We start from the raw sequence: 20,881 nt of genomic DNA on the forward strand, positions 1-20,881 counted from the left end.
ATTCTCACTTACTTTCTTTTATTCGATCTTTTTGCTAAGGGAACCCAAATCCCCAAAGCTAGAAGAATACCACCTAACACTATAAGGTATGTTTGTTCCTTTGTCAATAAGGCTTGCCATTTGAGCTGAACACCCATTTTTTCTTGAAATTCTCGAAGAAGATCATCTCGCCCCTTAAAGGTTTCGCTCACTGCTTCTTTCATGAGTACTTGTCGATAAAGTGCAGCAATATAAGTTGCTGGAGTACATTTCATTAGTAGTTGTGCAAAATCAGGTAGAACACCTAAAGGTACATAAGTCCCTACCAAAAAACCAGAAGCTGTACCCACTATGGTCGAAAACTTCCCAAGACTGTCTACGGAATGGAAAAAATAAACAAAAATGGCATTCACTAAACTAGAAAGCAGGCTACTAAGCAGCATAATAAGGAGTACTTCAGGTAATAAAGACAGTGCTGGAACTTCTCTAAAATAGCCACACATCAGCACATACATAAGGGCCTGCATGAAAAAAGAGATGATGATTGCGCTCGTTAGATACGAAAATGGTAACCGCCACTTTCCTTGATCCGATAAATAAAGATCCTGATCTACTTGATGTTCACGATCCTTTACTAGCTGAGTCAGGGCAGCCAGACTTGTCGTAATCCCTGTCACAGCCAGCGTCCCACTCATTAACCAATTATTTAACACAGGACCACTATTGGGGAGCTGAGCCCAAGCATCTGTTAGATTTTTTTGAAGAAAAATAATATAAAGAATAAAGGAAATCAAGGCTCCCAACAGAGAGAAGAAAACTCCTGAACGATTTCTGAAGTACAATAAAAAATTTCGCTTTAGTAAGGCTAGCATTAGCGAACCTCCCTTCCTGTAAGTGCAATAAAGGCATCATCCATGGTCCCTGGACGAAACTCAAAATGGGCTAGATTATCTCTAACTTGCGCCAGGTAATCAATGGCTTCCCTTTCACTCTTGGGTTGAAAAATATACTCCAATTGACTTTGTTGCTCTACTGACATTCCCGAAGATTTGAGACTTTCTATCTGCTGCATCTCCTTGAAACGAATCTTCAAGATATTAGTAGCATACTGACTCTTAATATCTAGTGCCGATCCTTGAGCAATCACTTCCCCATGGTCTACAATATAAATCTGATCAGCTTCATCTGCTTCGTCAAGATAATGCGTGGTCAAAACAACAGTCATCCCCTCTTCTTTCTGCAATTGATAGAGCAAATCCCAAATAGACTTTCGGGTTTGGATATCCAAACCTGTCGTTGGTTCGTCTAAGAACAGAATATCTGGTTGTGAGAGCAGGGCACGCGCAATGTCAACCCGACGCTTTTGGCCACCTGAAAGCGTCCCGTATTTCTGCTTTTGGAAAGCTGATAGACCTAGCCGATCAATAAGATCAGACACACGATTTGGTTTTAGGTCTTTGTACTGTCTCGCACGAATGGTCAAATTTTCTCTAACCGTTAGCATCTCATCTAAAACACTGGTTTGGAAGACCACACCAATTTTAGTACCTGGTTCATAGATGATTTCACCTTGCGTTGGTTGTTTCAAACCAATCAACATGGAAATCGTCGTTGATTTCCCCGCCCCATTTGGTCCTAGAATCGCATTAAAGGTTCCCTTTTCAAACTGTAAATGAATATTGTTTACGGCTAAATGATTTCCATATCGTTTACTGATGTTTTTAGCTTGTAATATCATGTTCTCTCTCCTTTTGATAAAACCAGTCTAACAAAAAAGCCGCTTAAAAAATGGCTTTTGGGGATAAGTGGTCAAAATGAAGAGATGAGTGGCGAGATAGAAGAGATTAAAATGAGGAAAAAATTTATTGCAGCCATTCTTTTCCCCATTGATTCAAGTCCTTTAAAATTGGCATCAGTGAATTTCCTTTTTCTATCAGCTCATATTCTGTTTGGTACTCTATTAGAGCATCGGTTGCTATCTAGAGGCTCTTTTGTTACACTACTAATATGAATACACCGATTAAACCAAAATTACAACGATTTCAAACAGCCACTGCTTTTGCCTGTCCCATCTGTCAACTGGACCTAGAACTTGTGGAGACCAGTTTTAAATGTCCCAAGGGCCATTCTTTTGATTTGGCTAAATTTGGCTATGTCAACCTGGCTCCCCAGATCAAACAATCAAAGGACTATGACAAAGAAAATTTCCAGAATCGCCAGCTAATCCTAGAAGCAGGTTTTTATGAGCCGATTCTAACAGCGATCGGACAAAAAATTCCGACCAGTGATGCCAAGATTCTAGATACCGGTTGTGGAGAAGGCTATTACTCCCGAAAGCTACAAGAAGCTTATCCCGAAGCTACTTTCTATGCCTTTGATCTTTCAAAGGAATCTGTGCAACTAGCTGCCAAGAGTGACGCTAGCTGGAAGGTCAATTGGTTTGTAGGAGACTTGGCTCATTTACCCATTCAATCCAAGAGTATAGAGGTCATTTTGGACATCTTCTCCCCGGCTAATTACGCTGAATTTGAGCGTGTCTTAAAGGCTGAAGGGGTGATCATTAAAGTCGTCCCAACCTCTTCTCATCTGAAAGAAATTCGTCAGTTGGCCCAAGATCAATTGACCAAGCAATCCTACTCCAACCAGGAAATTTTGGAGCACTTTGAAGACCACTGCCAAATTCTCTCATCCGAAACAGTCAGCCTCACCAAGAGTTTAACTCCTGAAGAACGCCAAGCGCTCCTCGCTATGACCCCTCTTCTATTTCACGTTGACCAAGAAAAAATCGACTGGACCCAACTCACAGAAATCACCATTGAAGCTGAGCTTCTAGTTGGGAAAATCAAGATACAAAGGACTTAAAGTAAAAAGGCTGAGACGATTTGTCTCAGCCTTTTTACTCATCTTCTGCATGCTCTGTCATGACTTGTAAAGCACTTTTTAAATCCTTTTTGCTATTTGTGCGATTTTTTCGAGTTCTTCTTTCCGTTGACGATCACTCATATATTCCACTCGTGTAACTTGTGTCACTTTAACCGGTTTAATACCACAGGGTTTCAAGATTTGGGATTTTAGAACCTTTGCGTAGTCTTGAGAAAAAGGAAGAAAAATTTTTGGCGTATTATGCGTCGTAATGATCCATGCTTTTCCATCTAGTTGCCCCACCGGACCTCGAGGTCCATTCTGATAAGCAAAACCTGCAACAAAAACACGATCAATAAAACCTTTTAAAATAGCTGGCATTCCACTCCACCAAGTAGGGAAAATAAAAATCAACTGATCCGCCCAACTCAATAAATCTCTATACGGTTTCATGTCTTCATTATGCTGTAAATCTCTCCTTTTATGCCTTTCATCAAAACGTAAAACCGGATCAAAGTTTTCTTTATATAAGTCTACTATTTTAACCCTATGCTCTGGTGCTAAATGCTTTTGCACAGTTTGAAGGATTGATGCATTATAACTTGTTTCATTCGGATGTGAATAAATTATTAAAACATTCATCAGCTATCTCCTTTTATATAAATATCAAGCATCGTTCTGACGGTCTTTTGAACATCATTTTCTTTAAAGCTTTCTCCAACGGGACTCCTTACCAATAGAGCCAAACCAGCAATAAAACTCCAAAAATGGATCAAAATTTCTGCGTCACTACTAGAAAGATTTTCCTCATCTTTAAGTCTTAACGCTACCGACTTAAAATGTTCAAATCCTGGTAAAGAGGAGTTGACTGAAATAGTTTCATGGGATAACTCCATATAGTTATATGGAAATTTGATAAATAATGCTTCAAATAGATAGGTTTCCTCTTGGGCAAACCTTACAAAGTTACAGCCCATCAGAGTTAGTTGAGTTCTTGCATCTATGGAAGTATCAATCCCTTGTATCATATTTTTCAAAAAGAACATTGATAAGTGTTCCATAACCACTTGAATATATCTATCTTTACTTCCAAAATGCTTATAGGGAGCTCCATGAGTCACCCCACATTTTTGAGCTATTGTACGCATAGACATCCGGTCAATCCCGTTAGTTCTGATTTCTTCAATGCCGACCAAAATTAACTTTTCTTTCAGTTCTTCCGTATTCCGTTTCATTTGACCACCTTTCCTTATCAAAGTATACGCCGTCTACTTTTTGTAAAGTATACACTGTCTACTTATATTTGTCAAATAAAAAATACTCAAAACTTAGCTTCAGGGTCTCTGACCTTCTGTCACGTACTCACCTAAGGAAAGTTTCTAAGAAGACTTTATCTTCAATCAAAAGGCTGAGACAAATCGTCTCAGCCTTTTACTCATCTTCTGCATGCTCTGTCATGACTTGTAAGCGATAGGTTTTAGGCGATTTTCCACAGAGTTTACGGAAAACCTTATAAAAATAGCCTACATTACTGTAACCGACCTTATAGCAGATATCTTCAATACTGTCATTGGTCGATAAGAGGAGCTGCTGGGCGGCCTTAATCCGCTGTTTGTTGAGGAGTTCTGCGAACGTTGCGTTGGTTTCTCGTTTAATCAATTGGCCTAAATAGACTGGATTGATAAAGAGAGCCTGACTAATGTCCTTGAGTGACAGCTCTTTTTGGTAATCACGGCTAATCACTTGGAGGACACTCGCTACATTTTCGTTCATCCGATAGTGGGATAAGAAACGGGACAACTCTTCCTGGATGAAGCTAATCATCTCGCTAAAGGTAGCAGCTTCTTGGACTTTCTTGACCACATCGGCCAAATCATCTCCCTGCAGGTATTCAAACAAATGAAAGACATCCATCAAAAATTGGATAAAGAGTTGCTTGGTCAACGAAACCTTGGGTGTCTTCTCAAGGATCATTTTTTCCAACCAGTCCAGTTCTTCTAAGATCTGTTGGATATTTCCTTGCATGATCACCCGGTAGGCCGGCTCGTAGTAGTTAAAGACTTCCTCATCTTCATTGAGAGGGGTCGCTCCATAAAAGAGGCTCCGCTCCACTAGGTCCTTAAATTGACGAAAGTGCTCCTTATAAAGGGGCTCAAAGGCCTTCTCAATCATGGCTTCTTCTTCTTGATCTGAGATAAAGAGTTGAAGATTTTGCCCGAGAACTTGGTAAGACGAGCTGATAAAGCCTTTTTTCTCCTTAGCAACCCCAATCCACAGTGAATTTCGTCCTGCGATATACCGACAAAACTCTTCCTCAGAGATATCATCGTGAATCAAACGGTTGGCTAACTCTTGGCTTGGTTGCTGGATTTGGTGCTGAATTTTTTCTAAGATATTGCCCATTTCCACCTTATTGACCGGTTTGAGCAGGTAGTCTGCCACGCGCAAATTGAGGGCTGTCTTGACATATTCAAAATCCTGATAGCCTGACATAATGATAAAAGCAGCATCTGGAATCAAATCCTTCATCTCTGCAATCATCTGAAGTCCGGTCTTTCCAGGCATATTGACATCCGTGATCACCACATCCACTGGACGTTCTCGCACATAATCAAGGGCCTGGTCTGCATCTTCAGCAGTTGCGACCACTTCCATATTCCAGTGGTCAAAGGGGATTAATTTTTTTAACCCTTCTGTAATCATATACTCATCGTCTACTAATAAGACTTTGTACATTCTGTCTCCTTTATTCATCTTGAATGGTTATCGTATAGGTCACTCCATGGTGAGGTTGGGAGAAGACTTGGATATGGTAGCGATCTCCAAAATAGAGTAGCATGCGTTCATGAACATTGATAATTCCGATGGACTGCCGCCCACTCTTTTCTTCGATTTCTGAGCGTGGATTGCGATTGGCTAGTATCTCTTGAATGCTTTCTAGCTGTTCTTCTTCCATCCCGCGCCCATTATCAGTAACTAGAATCATGACTTGCCCTTCTCCTTGCAAGACTTTGACACTAATCACATTGTCCTTGCGTTTGTGATCCACTCCATGTGCAAAATAGTTCTCGACCAAAGGCTGGATGGTGAATTTTGGAATCTTCATTTTTTCCAAACCTGGATCGATCTTAAAGCCATAGGCGATCGATTTGGGATAACGTACCATGCAGAGGTAGCTGTATTTGCGACAAAATTCGAGCTCATTTTCAACCGTCGTCACTCGCTCATCTGAGATATTATTGCGCAAGAGACTACTAAACTCATAGATAATATCACCCAATTCATCCTGCTCTTGCATGACGGCATACATCCGGATAAATTCCAGTGTATTGTACATGAAATGGGGATTGATCTGGGCTTGTAGTGCCCGCATATTGGCATCCTTTTGGCTGAGCTGTAGCTGATAGATATCCCGAATATTCTTATCCATATTGTCCAACATGGTATTGATCATATTACCAATAACCAGCAGTTCTTGGTCCTTGGTCGAGGTATCAATCCGTCGTTCACTATCGCCTTGACTGATTAGATTCATGGTATCGACCAGATCAAGGACTTGGCGACGGTAATTTTTGAAAATTTGTCGCATTAATAAGTAAAGGATCAAGAAAATCAAGAAAGCAATGGAGAGAAAAGTGGTCAGGTTGGCTAGACCTTTCTTGACCAAATAACTTTCTGAAACAGCTACATCCACCTTGTAGCCATAGATCGTGCTACGAGTTTGCCATTTAATATCCTTTGATTGCCCCTTATCCCCTTCATGGTACATCTCTTTTCCAAAAGGGGTGAAGATCCGTACAGCGACCGGAAGATCGCCTCTGGCATTATCAATCGCTGCCGTCAAAATTTCCTGGTCCAGCGTCATATAAGCGATCCCAACTCCAGCACCCGTAGTCGGATCTGTCAAAGGAACCGGAATGGCTGTCGCAGGAGCCTTGTAATGGTCCGCTGAGACTTGCTTGCCCCCCTTCGATTGCCGGGTAGAGACAAATACCGTCTTGTAATCAGACAAGGTGACATCGATGCCCTCGATGTTTTTATTGCTCAAATAGAGGCTGTCAATATTCTTATGTAGGGACAATTGGATATAAGAAGGGAATCGGGCATTCAATCGCCAAGTCTCATACTCCGATGGTGACAAGGTAAAATAGCGATAAACTCCTTCTAATTTTGCAGGGTTTTCAACGAGGCTACGACCTTCTTGTGTGACCCGTTGATAAGAGGTCTCAAGATCCGTCACCACTTCGGTCAAGACCCGTTGGGCGATCCGGTCGGCTTCAGCTTGCTGGTTTTTCCAAGAGATCCCCGCGACAACCAGGCCCATAATGGTCAAAATGACCACCATGACATAGGCGTAGAATTTTAAAAGCGTACTTAACCAGATTTTTTTCATCGTTAGGATACCAATTTTTCGTGGATGTTTTGATAAACAGGGTCAAAGATATCATTGACAAAGAAATGCCATACACCGATCAAGACGAAAAAGAGAAGGGCTGGCATATAGTAGCTAATGACGCCAAGTAGCACGGTTCCAAGGATGAGCTTCAGAACCGGACGAATGTCCAGCAACATTCCGATCAAACTGAGCTTGATACTGTTGGCATAAGAGAGGTCAAAATACACTTGCAATTTCAAATAAACGGCATAAGCTAGAGGCGCAACCAAGAGGAAAACCAGATTAAACAAGAGAACCAAAATTTGGAAGAAATTCAAGTGAGGGATCTGGATCATGAGGTACATGCCATAGAGGAGAACCCCTTCAATGGCAAAGAAGGTATAAAAGACTTGATTAGCCGGGCGTAGATTTTCTTTGAAGAGTTCCCAAGCGCGTGACCAATGATAGTCCTTGTAGGTCATGCCATTTTCCGCATAGAGGCTCATGATAGTGGCACTAGCCGGTCCTACTCCTAGCAGAACACCCCCACAGATCGTCAAGACCCAAAAAATCCCTGTTACCAGCATAGCAACATAGACTCTCGTAAAAATGAACTCGATGATTTTTCCCATCATTCAGCCTCTTTTCCAATTAGTGATTCTATTATACCATAAAAATAAAACGCTTTCCCTTATTTGCATTGGTAAATTGAAATATTGATTTTCATTTACAGTTCTATTTTCATAAAGACATGAAAAGGCTCTGGAGATTCCTCCAAAGCCTTTTTCGAACTACCTGTTCTTATTTTTTAGAAGCAAGGAATTCGTCGTATTGTTTTTGCATTTCGTCAAGCACTTTTTGGTAAGCACCTTCTGATTTCAATTTTTCAAGCATCTTAGGAACTTCTACTTCAGGATCCACAGTACCAGTATTGATAGCACCTGCAAATTGGTTCAAAGTATTTGTAAGAGCAGTGATTTCTGATTTCACTTTATCTGTGTTAAAGATGAAGCCAAGTGCTGGAGATTCTTTTGCAGTTTCCAAATCTTTCTTAGATTGTGCAATTTGTTCATCAGTTACGTTTTCGTTGATGTAAAGAATCCAGTTGTTACCAGTGTTCCATCCAGACATGTGAGTGTTTCCGTTGTAGCCATCCAAGACTTTGACACGGTTTTCTTTGCCGGCAACTTTTTCCCAGTTCTTGCCTTCTGGTCCATAAACAAGTCCGTTCAAGAGTTCTGGGTTAGTGTTCAAGAGGTTCAACACTTCCATAGCTTTTTCTTTGTTCTTAGAGTTATTTGAGATAACAAAGTTAGCTACTTGAGTGGTGTTGTTCTTCTTGTAAAGTTCAGTAAATGGTTTGATGTCGATCTTACGGTTTGCTACACGAGAAAGCAAGCTATTGCCGTAGTCAGCTGGTCCTACTGTTTCTTCACGTACCAACCAAGTATCTTGAGAAAGGTCATATCCAGTATCGCTTGTAGCTACGTCTTTTGGAATGTATCCTGCTTCGTAGTATTTGTGAAGAGTCTTCAAGTTTTCTACATAACGAGGGATTGTGTAACGGTCAACGATCTTCGTAGTGTCACCTTTCAAGTCAACAACGAATGGAAGTCCATCAACAGCTACATAGTCGAAGTCATCTGAAGGTCCACCGTAGCTCTTGTTCATGGCAAATGGAACAACGTTTGGATCTTTTTCTTTAATGGCTTTCAAGACTGGTTCAAGAGAAGCATAGTCTTTGACGTTTGAGATGTCGATACCATATTTTTCAACAAGTGGTCCGTTGAAGGCAAAGTTTTGAGAAGATGCAACGTTGGCTGCTACTGGAACAGCATAGATCTTGCCATTTACAGTGTTCCCTTTGATGTATGCTGGGTCAAGTGCTTTGTAAAGGTCTTTCCCTTCTTTCTTGTACAATTCTGTCAAGTCAGCATAAGCACCTTTTTGAGCGTTGATAACGTAGTTATTAGCAAAGGCAATATCATAGTTTTCACCAGATGAGATGATAACGTTCATTTTTTGTGCGTAGTCACCCCAACCAAGATATTGGATATCCAATTTTGCGCCAACTTTCTTTTCAATGATCTTGTTGGCATTTTTAAGAAGAACATCCAAGTTATCTGGTTTGTCACCGATTTGGTACATCTTGATGATTGGTTTACCGTCTTCAGTTGTTGCTGATTTCTTGTTGTTACCTGTAAGGCTTCCACAAGCAGCAAGAGTAGCTCCAAGAGCAATGACACTAGCAGATGCTAACGCGTATTTTTTCCAATTTTTCATAAGAAAAATCTCCTTTATGTTATTTTCTTTTTAGACTAAGTTATGAGTTGAAAATCTTGTCGATTTTCACTTATTTTCCTATTCTTTCACACCACCGATGGTCAAGCCTTTTACAAAGTAGCGTTGGAAGAATGGATAGAGAATGGCGATCGGCACTGTTGCCACAACCACCATAGCCATACGTCCTGTTTCCCGTGGGATGGATTGTACAGCTCCTGCCAATTGGCCGGATACCCCGACATTTTTAGCGATGTAATCCATATTGTTTTGGATTTGCATCAAGAGGTATTGCAATGGGTAAAGGTTGTCACTCTTAATATAGAGAAGGGCGTTGAACCAGTCGTTCCAGAATCCTAAAGCGGTGAAGAGACTAATAGTCGCAATCCCTGGTAGAGAGAGTGGCAAGCAAATTTGGAAGAAAATCCGTGTTTCACTTGCTCCATCGATCCGAGCAGATTCAAGAATGGCTTCTGGAATGGTCCGTTTAAAGAAAGTCCGCATCAAAATGATATTGAATGGGCTAAGCAACATTGGGATGATCAAAGCCCCGATGGTATCACCCAATTGCAAGAGTTGAGTGGTAACAATATAGCCCGGTACCAACCCTGCACTAAAGAGCATACTAAGGAGTGAAAATACGGTAAAGAACTTGCGGTATTTAAAGGTACTCCGTGAGATCGCATAAGCATAGGTTGTTGTGATAAAGACATTACATGCTGTTCCCACAATGGTCACAAACAAGGTAATGAAGAGGGCTTGCAAGATTTTGTCTTTGAACTGTACCAAGAAAAGGTAACCATCAAATCCAAATTTTGCTGGCCAGAATTGGAATCCATGGACTGCCAAACTCTGTTCGTCTGTCAAAGAGATCATGACAACGAAGATGAAGGGAAGTACACAGGTCAATCCGACTAAGGTCAACAACAAGGTAAAGAAGAAGTTGCTCTTCTTACTGAAAGAATGGATCCCGACATTATCAATTTTTTCTTTTTGAATGGTTGATTTTTTCATACGATCCTCCTTTCTAGAAGAGAGCGGCATTCTTATCAATGCGACGGGCAATGATATTTGAGATTAAAACAAGAACCAAACCTACTACCGATTGGTAAAGACCGGCTGCTGCTGTCATCCCGATATCCCCTGACTTGGTCAAACCGTTGTAGACATAAACATCAATAACGTTGGTCACACTATAGAGCGCTCCAGCATTATGCGGGATTTGGTAGAAAAGACCGAAGTCTGCGCGGAAGATATTTCCGACTGCAAGAATGGTCAAGACTGTAATCAAGGAAGACAACTGAGGAATGGTGATGTTGCGAATGCGTTGCCACTTAGACGCACCATCCACGGTCGCTGCTTCATAGAAGGTTGGATCGATTCCCATGATGGTTGCATAATACATGACACTACTATAACCAAAGCCTTTCCAGATTCCTAAGAAAAGGAGAAGCGCTGGCCAAATCCACAATTCCGAATAGAAATTGATGGCCTTCATGCCAAATGAAGTTAAGATGTGGTTGACCAATCCTTTGTCCACGTTAAGGAAGGCATCGGTGAAGAAGCTGATGATAACCCATGATAGGAAGTATGGGAAGAGCATGGAGGTTTGAAGCACCTTGACCACTCTTTTTGATCTCAACTCACTAAAGATGATGGCGATCCCAACGGAAACAATCAATCCTAAGAAGATAAATCCTAAGTTGTACAAGACCGTATTTCTTGTAATAATGTAGGCATCTTTGGAACTAAAGAGGAACTTGAAGTTGTCAAAGCCAACCCATTTACTCTTCATGACACTGTCGATGAAGCCCTCTCCTGTAATATGATAGTCCTTAAATGCTACGATATTCCCAAAAACCGGAATATAGAAGAATAAGATTAACCACGCTGCACCAGGTAAGACCATTAAAAGAAAAATGAAATTTTCTCTCAGAGTCCTTACAAACTTTTTCATTTAACTCCCCCCTTTGAGCCTTGAGCGTGTTTTCACTTTGGTAGCGTTTACAATACTTATTATAAGATAGCCATTTTCTCTTTTCAAACTCCTAATTATAGAAAAAATTCTACAAATTTATGACATAGCTTTAAAAAAGGAGTAGAAAAGAGCGATGGTAAACACAGCTCCTCTTCTACTCCTATCCACCGTGGATAAGACATCTGTCATCCAACTTGGCATTTTTTACGTTGTATAAATGGTTGAAGCAGTCGCAATGGTATGCCATTGATTAGCTGTTGTAGCTGCGAAGTCCTTATCCCCGTAGAAATCATTAAATGGCAAGATGTCTACTTCTAGTTCATCGATACGAGAGATGGAACCGGCTAGATAGTCTTCAATACGACTTTCTGCTCGCTTGATGCGCTGCAAGAGGCCACCCATACGGATGTCTACGGTATCCAAACCAAAGACCTTGTTTTCTTTCAACCATTGGTGGCTAAAGAGAGCATGGAAGGTTTCAATCTGGCCTCTGAGTTTTGGCAATTCTTCTCTGGAAATCTGTCGCAAGCTCTCTTTATCACCTGCGTGATAAGCCTCCCGAAGGCGTCGTCCTACATCCACTTTGCTACTTAAAATAGCATTCAACTGTGCCTGGGTCTCAAAGAGATAGGCGTAGATGCCTGCTTTTTCTTTAATAGCAGCAAGTGTCTCAGCTGCTTGGGCAAAGTGAGGTTTGTCCTGTTCAGGAGTCATGTGCTTGTCCAGGATTGGACAGAGGACATCCTGATAAAAGACATAGCGGTTGGGGTTAATACCATGTATATTACCTGGTAGGTCTGGCAAGAGGTTGGCTAGATCCAGCTGCATGAAGTCCTCAACCGATAGACCTGTATTGGTCTTGAAGTGGGCAGATAGACGCTCTAAATCATTGCGGTAGCTGAGTTCCGCCCAGATTTGCAGACTTGGTAGAATAGAGAACTGGGCTGTTTCCCCACCATTATCTGCCCATCCCGTCACGATGACTTCCTTGATCTGGTTGGCACGGCAGGCTTTATTGGCTTCAATAGCTACTAAGCGACTAAATTGGTTGTGGGGCGTAAAACCAATCCATTTCCAAGCACCACCTGCAAAGGCGATATCTTGGCTAATCTTGTGGTGATTACGGAAGTTTCGGTTGTATTTTTCCTCGCTATCCTGATAATAATCCCAGTAAACCAAGGTCACACGGTCTTTGAGACGATCTAAGTAAACACGAGTTTCTTCTGGAATTTCTACCTCACGATCATACTGGCCGTCTGCTGACATGAGCTTGAAGAACATATCGCTCCACATCTGGCAGTGGAAACCATACTTGTCTGCAATATCCAGCACGCGCTCCAAGTGTTGGCACATAAGGAGACTACGATCCACCACACCGTTCAAGATGAGGTAGCGTCCCAAACCAACTAGGTGAGCTTCATCCATCCCGATGTTGACCTTGCGAGTTTGTAATTTAGATAACGTCGCAAACATGCCGTCAATCAGGTCATAAACTTTTTCTTCACCGATGAGGAGAATGTCTTCTACATCGCGGAGTTGCTGGACTTCCTTAACCCCCCATTTGACAAAGGCTGACAAGTGGGCCAAGGTCTGAATACATGGGACAAAGGTCATGTCAAACTGCTGGGCGTAGGCTTCAATTTCTTGTAACTCTTCAGCAGAGTATGCTCCACGGAAATAACCAAAGTAAGGTTGTCCCTCGATTTGATAAGTGTCTTCCATGTAGAGCTCAAAAGTTGAATAACCCATAAGAGCTAAGACCTCAATCATATGCTTGGCAGATGCGACATTGAGCACGGCATTGCGCGAACAGTCCGCCATATAGGCTAAATCTTCATAGGCCGCCTGCTCTTCAATCTCTACCTTGTCCCCTTCTGCTAAAGCTGTTGCGAGCACAGATAAGGCACGGTAGAGTTGATGAGGTTTACGGTAGGTCAATTGATACTGCCCATTCTCCCCCTTGATAGAGATGGAAGCATGGTCAGACTGAGCGACCGCCACCTCTACATCTGGTAGAGAAATGTGATTGTTTAATACTTCAACAGCTTGGGCTTGTTTGGGACTAAGTCCTGTAAAACTTACCATTGGTTTTCCTCCTGTAACCAGTTGACAAGGGCACCGTAGAGATTGGCATCTGCCTGATAGGTGCAGGCTTGAATCACTGGAGCGATGGTATATTCTTCATATCTTTCCACAAAGGTATCTACTGCTTCTTGCACTCCTTTGATAAAATCTGGGTTTTGACTGATAGAGCCACCTAGGCTAATCACATCTGGATCAATCAGGTACTGGATATTGAGCAGTCCTTGAGCAAGATTACGATTCATCCGATCAATGGCTTCCTGGCAAAGGACATTGCCTGCTGCAGCCTCTTGGTACACCTTGCGGCCGTCCCAGTCAGCCTGACCTGATTTTTCAATGACGTAGCGAACCATATTTCCTGTAGAAGCGAGTTGTGACCAGTTGTTGAGCTTTTCTGCGGGTTCAATGGTGGTCATATAGCCAAACTCTCCTCCCAAGCCATGACGTCCACGGTGAAGCTTACCATTGACAATCATGGCTCCACCGATTCCGGTACCAATCACGACACAGGCTGCATTTTCAATCTCAGGATGCGCCAGCAATTCACTCAGTCCAACACAGTTGGCATCATTTTCTAGATGGACAGGTAGCTTGTGATGAGAAAGGGCCTCATACCATGAAAAACCATGGATGTAAGGAATGGCACTGATCCCTTCAATTACCCCAGTTTCTTGATGAACAGCCCCTGGGACACTCATGGCAATCCCACGGTAGTCACGTTCTGACAAGCGTTGGTCCAACCAAGCCAACAACTCTTCTAGAGTTTCTGGAGTTGGGGTGCTGGCCTTATCTAAAATCTTTCCATCAGGAGTGAGACTAGCAAACTTAATCCCAGTCCCTCCGATATCGATCGTTGCAATGGTCATTGCTTTACCTGTAAAAAGGAGCGAGTCAGCAGTCGGTTCTTACTTTTTTCGCTCCTCCTTTCCTTTTATTGTTTCTTCAGCTGCAAACAGCTATACTTCTTCTTTTTTAATCCATTCTGTCAGGATTTCTTGCGGTGCCAATAAACCTGTATGAACCGGATACGGTTGTTCCAGAAGATCGACAACCGTTTGTTGTCCTTCTGACACGCGCACATTTTCTTGGCTCATGTTGTAATAGCGAAGGATGTAACCTTCTTCATTTTCTGCTACCTTAAAGGCTGTTGGACAAACCTGAGGATGCGTCAAGGCGGTATGCTTGAGTAAGCTACCAGACGCTGCTACACTTCCTTCTTGTTTTTCAACTTGAAGGCTGGTCATCGGTGTCTGCAAAGCTTTCGCTCGACGATAAGCAGAGAAGCGCCCCTGAGCTTGATGGCATTCTACTGCATATTCAACCTCAAAGTCCCGTAAGCATTGTGCTTCTGGTGTTGGGAAATAGCCCCAGTCACCAAGTTCACCGGAAGCACGGAGAAGTGTTACAGCTATCGTATCGTCTCCAAGGATTTCGTATTCATGCAATCCTTTATTGGCCACTGTTACCCCTTTGACGTCATCATACAAGCTGACGAAGGCTTGTTGGTGTTGGGGATTTTCAGGATTTTCCCAAGAAGCAGCCGGTTTATTTGGCCGTGTCACAACTTCATAGATACTTTCAGAATCGTTGCTTGGACGTGTATTGTGAGTCTTGACCAAGAGACGGATGCGGTGATCCTTAGCTGTATTGGTAAAGCGCGTCTTGAAGCGAATTTGCGGATCATCTACAAAGATGGTCATCTCCGTTTCAAGAGGGATGGTTGTCAGCTCTTCTGAGCGACTTGCCTTGCGGTTCATAAACTCGATAATGCCTCTTTGTTCCGCATCCAATTGTTCATCCGCGCTAACCGGGATGGTCAAGTCATGCTTGAGCAAGATTTTGGCATAGCGAGCATTGTTTTCCAAGACCTCATAAGCTGTTAACTCCGCATAGATCGGCTCTGTTCCTTTTGGTTGGAAGTAGATATATTCATTTCCGATATCCCCACGATCTTCAAAGCGAAGGAAATCCTCATAAGCCTCATTGGTCGTTTTATCATAGAGGGTCAAGCCATCATCGATACTAAGGGTTACAAATGGCGTATCAATCACCCCATTTTGGAACAGACCATCATAATGAGGTGCTTTGCCTTCTAAGAGCTGGAAGGTGGTCCAAGAAAGAGGCGCTAGGTGAACTGGAACCGTCACGCGCACTTGACGCGCAATATAGGGTTGGCGGAATTTATCCTTAGGCAGGGTATAGCCAAAGCTTGCTCCCAAGTCTTCAATCTCTGCTTCTACAAGATGCCCATCTAAATCTTCTACGTGGTAGTCTGGCAAGGTCAAAGCGGCCATTTTCTTGAAGCCTTCTGTCGGATGCAATTCCTTAAACGGACAAACTGCTACATCGATAATCGTGCTGACGGTATCTACCTTATTATGCAAGCCAGTGTTGATGACCGTAAAGAGGTGCTCACTCTGGGCTTTTTGAGTTGCTAGCTTACCCTTCCATTCGTTCAGAAGGTTGGTCTTGACAAAGTTTCCAACTTGGTTGACCTTGGCAAAACGAACTTCCATTTCACGGTGAACATCATCTACGCTACATCCGCAAATACTATCGTGTGGCGCATTTTGTAAGAGTGTCTTCCAGGCATAGGTCAATTGATCCTTGTGGTTATGCCCACCAGTAATGATGGTCAAAGGTTCCACCACTTGCTCGAGCAAGTTGCTGTTTTCTTGGAAGGCTTGCTTGAGATAAATCCGAGAGGAAGACGTATTTGCCAGTGTGTACCAACCATCGGTTTCCTGACTGGTCAATTCTCCCGTAACCGTAGATAATTGTTCAGGAAGCGCACTTTCCACTGCTTGCACATATTCATCAAAGGAACTATGAATAAAGGTCACATCAGGGAAGAGTTCGTTGGCCACGCGAATAGCTTCACTCAAGTTTCGTTGAACCGGTTGGTGGTCGCAGCCGTTCATCATCAACCATTGGTTGGTTGATGCATAGTCGCGAACATCTGCCAATTTTTGTTTCCAGAAAGCCAAAGCTTCATCTTTATCCACTGGAATTTCGTTCCCGTTACTGTACCAGTTGGCAAAGAGAATACCCAGCACACGGCTACCATCCGCCCCTTGCCAGTACATTTCAGAAAATTGAGAGGTAAACTGCTCATCTTCGAGAACTTGGTTGTCAAATCCGATCGGCTTCACTCCACGCCCAAAGGCTGCTACGTGGATCCCTGATTTTTGAAGGATTTGAGGAGCTTGCCCCATATTCCCAAAGGTATCAGGGAAGTAACCAATCTGCGTAGATTTGCCCCATTTAGCACATTCAGCTTGTCCAATCAAGGTATTGCGGACATTGGCTTCACTGGAGATCAAGTAATCATCCTGCAAAATGTAGAAGGGACCAATCTTGAGCTTGCCCTCGTCGATATAACGTTGCACCTTGTCGCGGTTTTCAGGGCGAATTTCCAAATAGTCATCGAGAACAATGGTTTGGCCATCCAAGTGGAAACTTTTGAACTCAGGATCATTTTCAAAAAGATCAAACAGATTGTCAAACAGTTCCACCAATTGCATCCGGTGGCTTTCAAAAGGTAGATACCACTCACGATCCCAGTGGCTGTGAGAGATGATATGTACAACAACATTTTCCATGAGTAAAACCTCATTCTAACTTAAATTTAAAGATCTATTTGTGATTCTTTACAAGAATCTGTTAAGCGACAGCTCATTAGCGAATATCCAAGTAATCCAAGACTAATTCACAGAACATCATGTTGGCCCAAGAGAACCATTCACGCGAGTATTTAGTTGGATCATCTACATGGAAACTTTCGTGCATGACGCCCGTGCCTCCATCGCAGGCAACCAACTGGTCCAGCAAATGTTTTTTCTCAGCTTTATCTGTCGTTGTCAATCCTTGAATGGATAAAGCAATCGGCCAGATATAGCGATAAAACGTATGAGAACTTCCTAGTCCACTTGCGTACTTCCCTTCATAGAAGTAGGGATTTTCAGGGCTCAAAATCGTCCGACGAGTGGCTTGGTAGACCTCGTCGTCAATCTCGCAATAGCCCAGATATGGAGCCGCCAACAAGCTTGGTACGTTTGGATCATCCATGATGCTAGCATTTCCCAAACCGTCTACCTCAAAGGCATAGATCTTCTCGCCCTTACTGTTAGTCGTGTAGGCGTAGTTTTCGATCCCTTCTTGAATCTCCGCTTGGAGGCGTTTGGCATCTGCAATGATACTCTCACTATCAGCTAGATTCAATGCTGCAAAGATTTCTCGGACATAACCCAAAACAACCACTGCAAACATATTGGATGGAATCAAATAGCTATACTGACAGCAGTCATCGCTTGGACGGAAGGCTGACCAGGTCATCCCTGTCACAGCAAAGTCAGGACCAAAGCCGTCATTGACCAGCGTATCTTCCTTACGATCTGTATCCCGAACGAAGCGATAAGGGGAGTTCTTGTGGTCTTGTTCCACTGCCCAGAGATGAAGGATTTCCTTGGTCGCAGTGACAAAGGTTTCATCAAATTGGCTAGTCTCACCAGTTTCCTTCCAAAGGAGGTAAGCCAACTGCAAGGGATAGCACAGCGAATCCACCTCATACTTGCGCTCCCAAATCCAGCCATTGAGATCTGTATGGTCAGTCTCGTGATGGCCTTTCCAGTTCTCCTCAATATTGAAGGAGTTGGCATAAGGATCTTTGAGAATCAAGGTCATCTGACGTTTGACCAAACCAGCAATGGTCTGGCGCAATTGGGGATCCCGTTTAGCCACATGAAGATAGGGCCTCAATTGAGCCGTTGAGTCACGCAACCACATAGCTGGGATGTCCCCTGTTAACACAAAGGTTGAACCATCTTCTAAAATTTTAACTGTATTATCCAAAGTGTCTGTATAACAACGTTCAAAGACATCCACCCACTCAGGGTACTCCTTAGCTCGCTCAGCCACTTGATCCAACCATTCTCGCACAATTTCTTTTGAATAGGTCATTTATTTTCCTCACACGTATCGATTCTTTCCTATTCAGTATAAAAGATTTCAAAAGGGAAATACATACGCAAACTATAGCCCTTTTTCTACTAAATTTTCCATTTGATAAAAACGCTATCATATTTGACAACACTTTGATACAATGAAGAAAATACCACCGCGTGTTCCAATAAAAACACAGATCATTTAAGGTTGATGAAGAAAAAGGAGACAAGATGCGAACACATTGCCAAACCATCGATACCCGCTGGGGAAGCGATAATCATCCCCACTATTCGCACGGGAACACCCTCCCTTATACCGGAGTCCCTTTTGGGATGAACTACTTCCTTCCCCAGACGACACACGAACAAGGAGCTTGGTTTTTCAACCCCAATCTCCCTATTTTTCAGGGATTTCGTCTCACCCACCAGCCTAGTCCTTGGATAGGAGACTACGCTTGGTGCCTCATCACGCCCATCACAGGAGAAATTGCAAGTTCCGACCTCTTCCGTCGTCAAAGCAGTTATTCGATGAAAGAAGCCGTTTTCCAGCCTCACTACCTCCGTTTTTTTTCGGAACGTTATCAGATTCAAAGCGAGCTGGTTCCAAGCCGCTACGGGGCTGTCATGCGCTTTCGAGCACCAGAAAAGCTAACACTCTGCTTTCATGCAGCAAAGGAACTAGAGGACTTGACTCTGACAGACCAAACCTGCCACTTCCACATTCTAGATCAGGCCCATACCGCAGATACTTCCTACTCTTTCTATCTCCAGTGTCAATTTAGCCAGCCGATTGAGAACGTCACTCACATCGATCAAGATCTTTTTCTGACCTTTGCTAGCAAGGAAGTGACCGTCCAATTAGGAACTTCTTATCTGTCTCAAGACATGGCTAACAGCCATCTTCCCAACCTTTCCCTAGAGGAAGCTAAAAAAGAAGCAGCTGATCAATGGAATCAGCTGCTAAAACGAATTGAAGTAAAAGATGCCGGAGGGCGTGACCAAGCCTTTTTCGATCATTGCCTGTACCGACTCCTCCTTTTCCCTCAAACCTTTTATGAAACAGATACCGAGGAAAATGACTGGCACCTGGATGTTACTCATAATGAAATCAAACCAGGAAAAGCTTATACCAATATCGGATTCTGGGATCTCTTCCGAACATCTTTTCCGCTCTTTAGCCTTGTCTACCCCGATTATTACCGTCACTTTCTCGAAGGATTTTTAAATACATACAAGGATACTGGTTTTCTACCAAAATGGTTGGCCCCAGATGAACGAGGAATGATGCCAGGTACCCTCATCGATGGTGTCTTTGCGGATGCTGTCACAAAAGGGATCGCACCAGACCTACATGAAAACATGCTGACAGCCATGCTCCAGACGGCTCAAAAAACAGACCCCACTCAACATTTTGGTCGCCATGGTAATGAAAGCTACAAGGCCCTTGGCTACCTACCCGATGATTTTCACGAAAGTGTGAGCCACAGCCTAGATTATGCTTATAGTGATTTTTGCATTGCTACCGTTGCCAAGCAATTGGGGCATACAGAAACAGCCGCTCGCTATGCTGCTTCCAGCCTCTCCTACCGGACATTGTATGATGCCCAAACGGGCTTCATGAGGGCGCGATCCACTAATGGAAACTTTAAAGAACCCTTCTCTCCTACCAGCTGGGGAGGAGATTATGCAGAATGCTCTGCCACCCAAGCTACTTTTGGAGCCTTACACGACCTCTCCGGTCTGATAGAGCTAATGGGCGGTGAAAAAGCCTTCACCCAACGACTGCTAGATCTGGCCAGTCAAAAACCTCAATTTGATGTAAGAGGATATGGCTATGAAATCCATGAAATGAGTGAAATGGCCCAAGCTCCATTTGGGCAGATCGCCATCTCCAATCAATCCAGCTTTCACATTCCCTACCTCTTCCGTTACAGTCTTCATCCCGAATACACTAATCTCCTGATCCACCAGATCCGTTCCCAAGCTTTCCATCAAGATTTCCAAGCCTATCCAGGTGATGAGGACAACGGTAGCCTATCGGCTTGGTACATTTGGTCGGCCCTTGGACTCTATCCAACCTGCCCAGGAAAACCAATCTATGATCTGGGCCTCCCTCTCTTTAAAGAAGTCCTTCTCCATCTTCCCAAGCAAGAACTCAAGATTTGCGCCAACTCACACACTGCAGGCGCCTATTTCATCCAAAAAGCCCTATTAGATGGCAAAGAGAAACAAGAGGTGTCCCATCAAGATCTCCTTGAAGCCCAATTGCTCCAGTTTGAGCTTTCTTGGCTCCCCCCACATGTATAAGAAAAGAGAGTGGGACAGAAATCGGTAATTCGTTAGAATTCGATTTCGTCGTCCCACCTCCGCACAGTTGAGTAG

16 protein-coding genes and 1 pseudogene are annotated in these 20,881 nt (G+C 43.1%); 2 read left to right on the forward strand and 15 right to left on the reverse strand.

Annotated features, from left to right (window positions below):
- Positions 1 to 8 precede the first annotated feature (8 nt).
- The 3 genes and pseudogenes from NFR56_RS06505 to NFR56_RS09860 all read right to left on the reverse strand — a co-directional run.
- Entirely contained in the window at positions 9 to 851 is an 843-nt protein-coding gene (locus NFR56_RS06505; RefSeq protein ID WP_049472885.1) for an ABC transporter permease, read from the reverse strand.
- A complete protein-coding gene (locus NFR56_RS06510) occupies positions 851 to 1,717 on the reverse strand; it encodes an ABC transporter ATP-binding protein (RefSeq protein ID WP_070674615.1) in 867 nt (288 codons plus the stop codon). The genes NFR56_RS06505 and NFR56_RS06510 overlap by 1 nt, the downstream gene beginning before the upstream one ends.
- A gap of 124 nt (positions 1,718 to 1,841) precedes the next feature.
- Positions 1,842 to 1,928: pseudogene (locus tag NFR56_RS09860) on the reverse strand (winged helix-turn-helix transcriptional regulator); the annotation flags it as partial.
- Positions 1,929 to 1,986: 58 nt separating this feature from the next.
- Here NFR56_RS09860 and NFR56_RS06520 point away from each other — a divergent pair.
- Positions 1,987 to 2,841 carry a putative RNA methyltransferase gene (locus NFR56_RS06520; RefSeq protein WP_118096004.1) on the forward strand — a complete coding sequence of 285 codons (855 nt, stop codon included), beginning with the start codon at positions 1,987 to 1,989 and terminating at the stop codon, positions 2,839 to 2,841.
- A gap of 78 nt (positions 2,842 to 2,919) precedes the next feature.
- Here NFR56_RS06520 and NFR56_RS06525 read toward each other — a convergent pair whose 3' ends face one another.
- From NFR56_RS06525 to NFR56_RS06580, 12 genes are all read right to left on the reverse strand, one after another.
- Positions 2,920 to 3,483: an NAD(P)H-dependent oxidoreductase gene (locus NFR56_RS06525; protein WP_014712763.1), complete on the reverse strand. Its 564-nt coding sequence runs from the start codon at positions 3,481 to 3,483 to the stop codon at positions 2,920 to 2,922.
- Positions 3,483 to 4,076 (reverse strand): TetR/AcrR family transcriptional regulator, encoded by a 594-nt coding sequence (locus tag NFR56_RS06530; protein ID WP_070594712.1) that lies wholly within the window; start codon positions 4,074 to 4,076, stop codon positions 3,483 to 3,485. The genes NFR56_RS06525 and NFR56_RS06530 overlap by 1 nt, the downstream gene beginning before the upstream one ends.
- Positions 4,077 to 4,272: 196 nt before the next feature.
- A complete protein-coding gene (locus tag NFR56_RS06535; protein ID WP_070594711.1) occupies positions 4,273 to 5,577 on the reverse strand; it encodes a response regulator transcription factor in 1,305 nt (434 codons plus the stop codon).
- Positions 5,578 to 5,587: 10 nt separating this feature from the next.
- Positions 5,588 to 7,234, reverse strand: a complete 1,647-nt coding sequence (locus NFR56_RS06540; RefSeq protein ID WP_251458189.1) for a sensor histidine kinase — start codon at positions 7,232 to 7,234, stop codon at positions 5,588 to 5,590.
- Positions 7,235 to 7,236: 2 nt separating this feature from the next.
- A complete protein-coding gene (locus tag NFR56_RS06545; protein WP_118096012.1) occupies positions 7,237 to 7,848 on the reverse strand; it encodes a YesL family protein in 612 nt (203 codons plus the stop codon).
- A 169-nt stretch (positions 7,849 to 8,017) separates the two neighbouring features.
- Complete coding sequence (locus tag NFR56_RS06550) at positions 8,018 to 9,499, reverse strand: ABC transporter substrate-binding protein (protein ID WP_118096013.1); 1,482 nt, start codon at positions 9,497 to 9,499, stop codon at positions 8,018 to 8,020.
- Between the two features lie 78 nt (positions 9,500 to 9,577).
- Entirely contained in the window at positions 9,578 to 10,510 is a 933-nt protein-coding gene (locus tag NFR56_RS06555) for a carbohydrate ABC transporter permease (protein ID WP_070587891.1), read from the reverse strand.
- Between the two features lie 13 nt (positions 10,511 to 10,523).
- The gene (locus NFR56_RS06560; protein ID WP_118228506.1) at positions 10,524 to 11,453 is read right to left on the reverse strand and encodes an ABC transporter permease; all 930 of its coding nucleotides are present in this window, start codon (positions 11,451 to 11,453) and stop codon (positions 10,524 to 10,526) included.
- A 225-nt stretch (positions 11,454 to 11,678) separates the two neighbouring features.
- Complete coding sequence (locus NFR56_RS06565; protein WP_134974521.1) at positions 11,679 to 13,559, reverse strand: beta-N-acetylhexosaminidase; 1,881 nt, start codon at positions 13,557 to 13,559, stop codon at positions 11,679 to 11,681.
- On the reverse strand, positions 13,553 to 14,422 hold the full coding sequence (locus tag NFR56_RS06570) for an ROK family protein (protein ID WP_134974520.1): 870 nt from the start codon (positions 14,420 to 14,422) through the stop codon (positions 13,553 to 13,555). The genes NFR56_RS06565 and NFR56_RS06570 overlap by 7 nt, the downstream gene beginning before the upstream one ends.
- A gap of 90 nt (positions 14,423 to 14,512) precedes the next feature.
- Entirely contained in the window at positions 14,513 to 17,158 is a 2,646-nt protein-coding gene (locus tag NFR56_RS06575; RefSeq protein WP_251458191.1) for an alpha-mannosidase, read from the reverse strand.
- 76 nt (positions 17,159 to 17,234) lie between these two features.
- Positions 17,235 to 18,515, reverse strand: coding sequence for a glycoside hydrolase family 125 protein (locus NFR56_RS06580; RefSeq protein ID WP_134974519.1), 1,281 nt, complete (start codon positions 18,513 to 18,515; stop codon positions 17,235 to 17,237).
- A 215-nt stretch (positions 18,516 to 18,730) separates the two neighbouring features.
- Between NFR56_RS06580 and NFR56_RS06585 the strand changes: the two genes are divergently transcribed.
- Positions 18,731 to 20,806: a GH92 family glycosyl hydrolase gene (locus NFR56_RS06585; RefSeq protein ID WP_251458193.1), complete on the forward strand. Its 2,076-nt coding sequence runs from the start codon at positions 18,731 to 18,733 to the stop codon at positions 20,804 to 20,806.
- The last annotated feature ends 75 nt before the right edge of the window (positions 20,807 to 20,881 follow it).

It is taken from the genome of Streptococcus caecimuris, from assembly GCF_943193075.1.
Lineage (GTDB): Bacteria > Bacillota > Bacilli > Lactobacillales > Streptococcaceae > Streptococcus > Streptococcus caecimuris.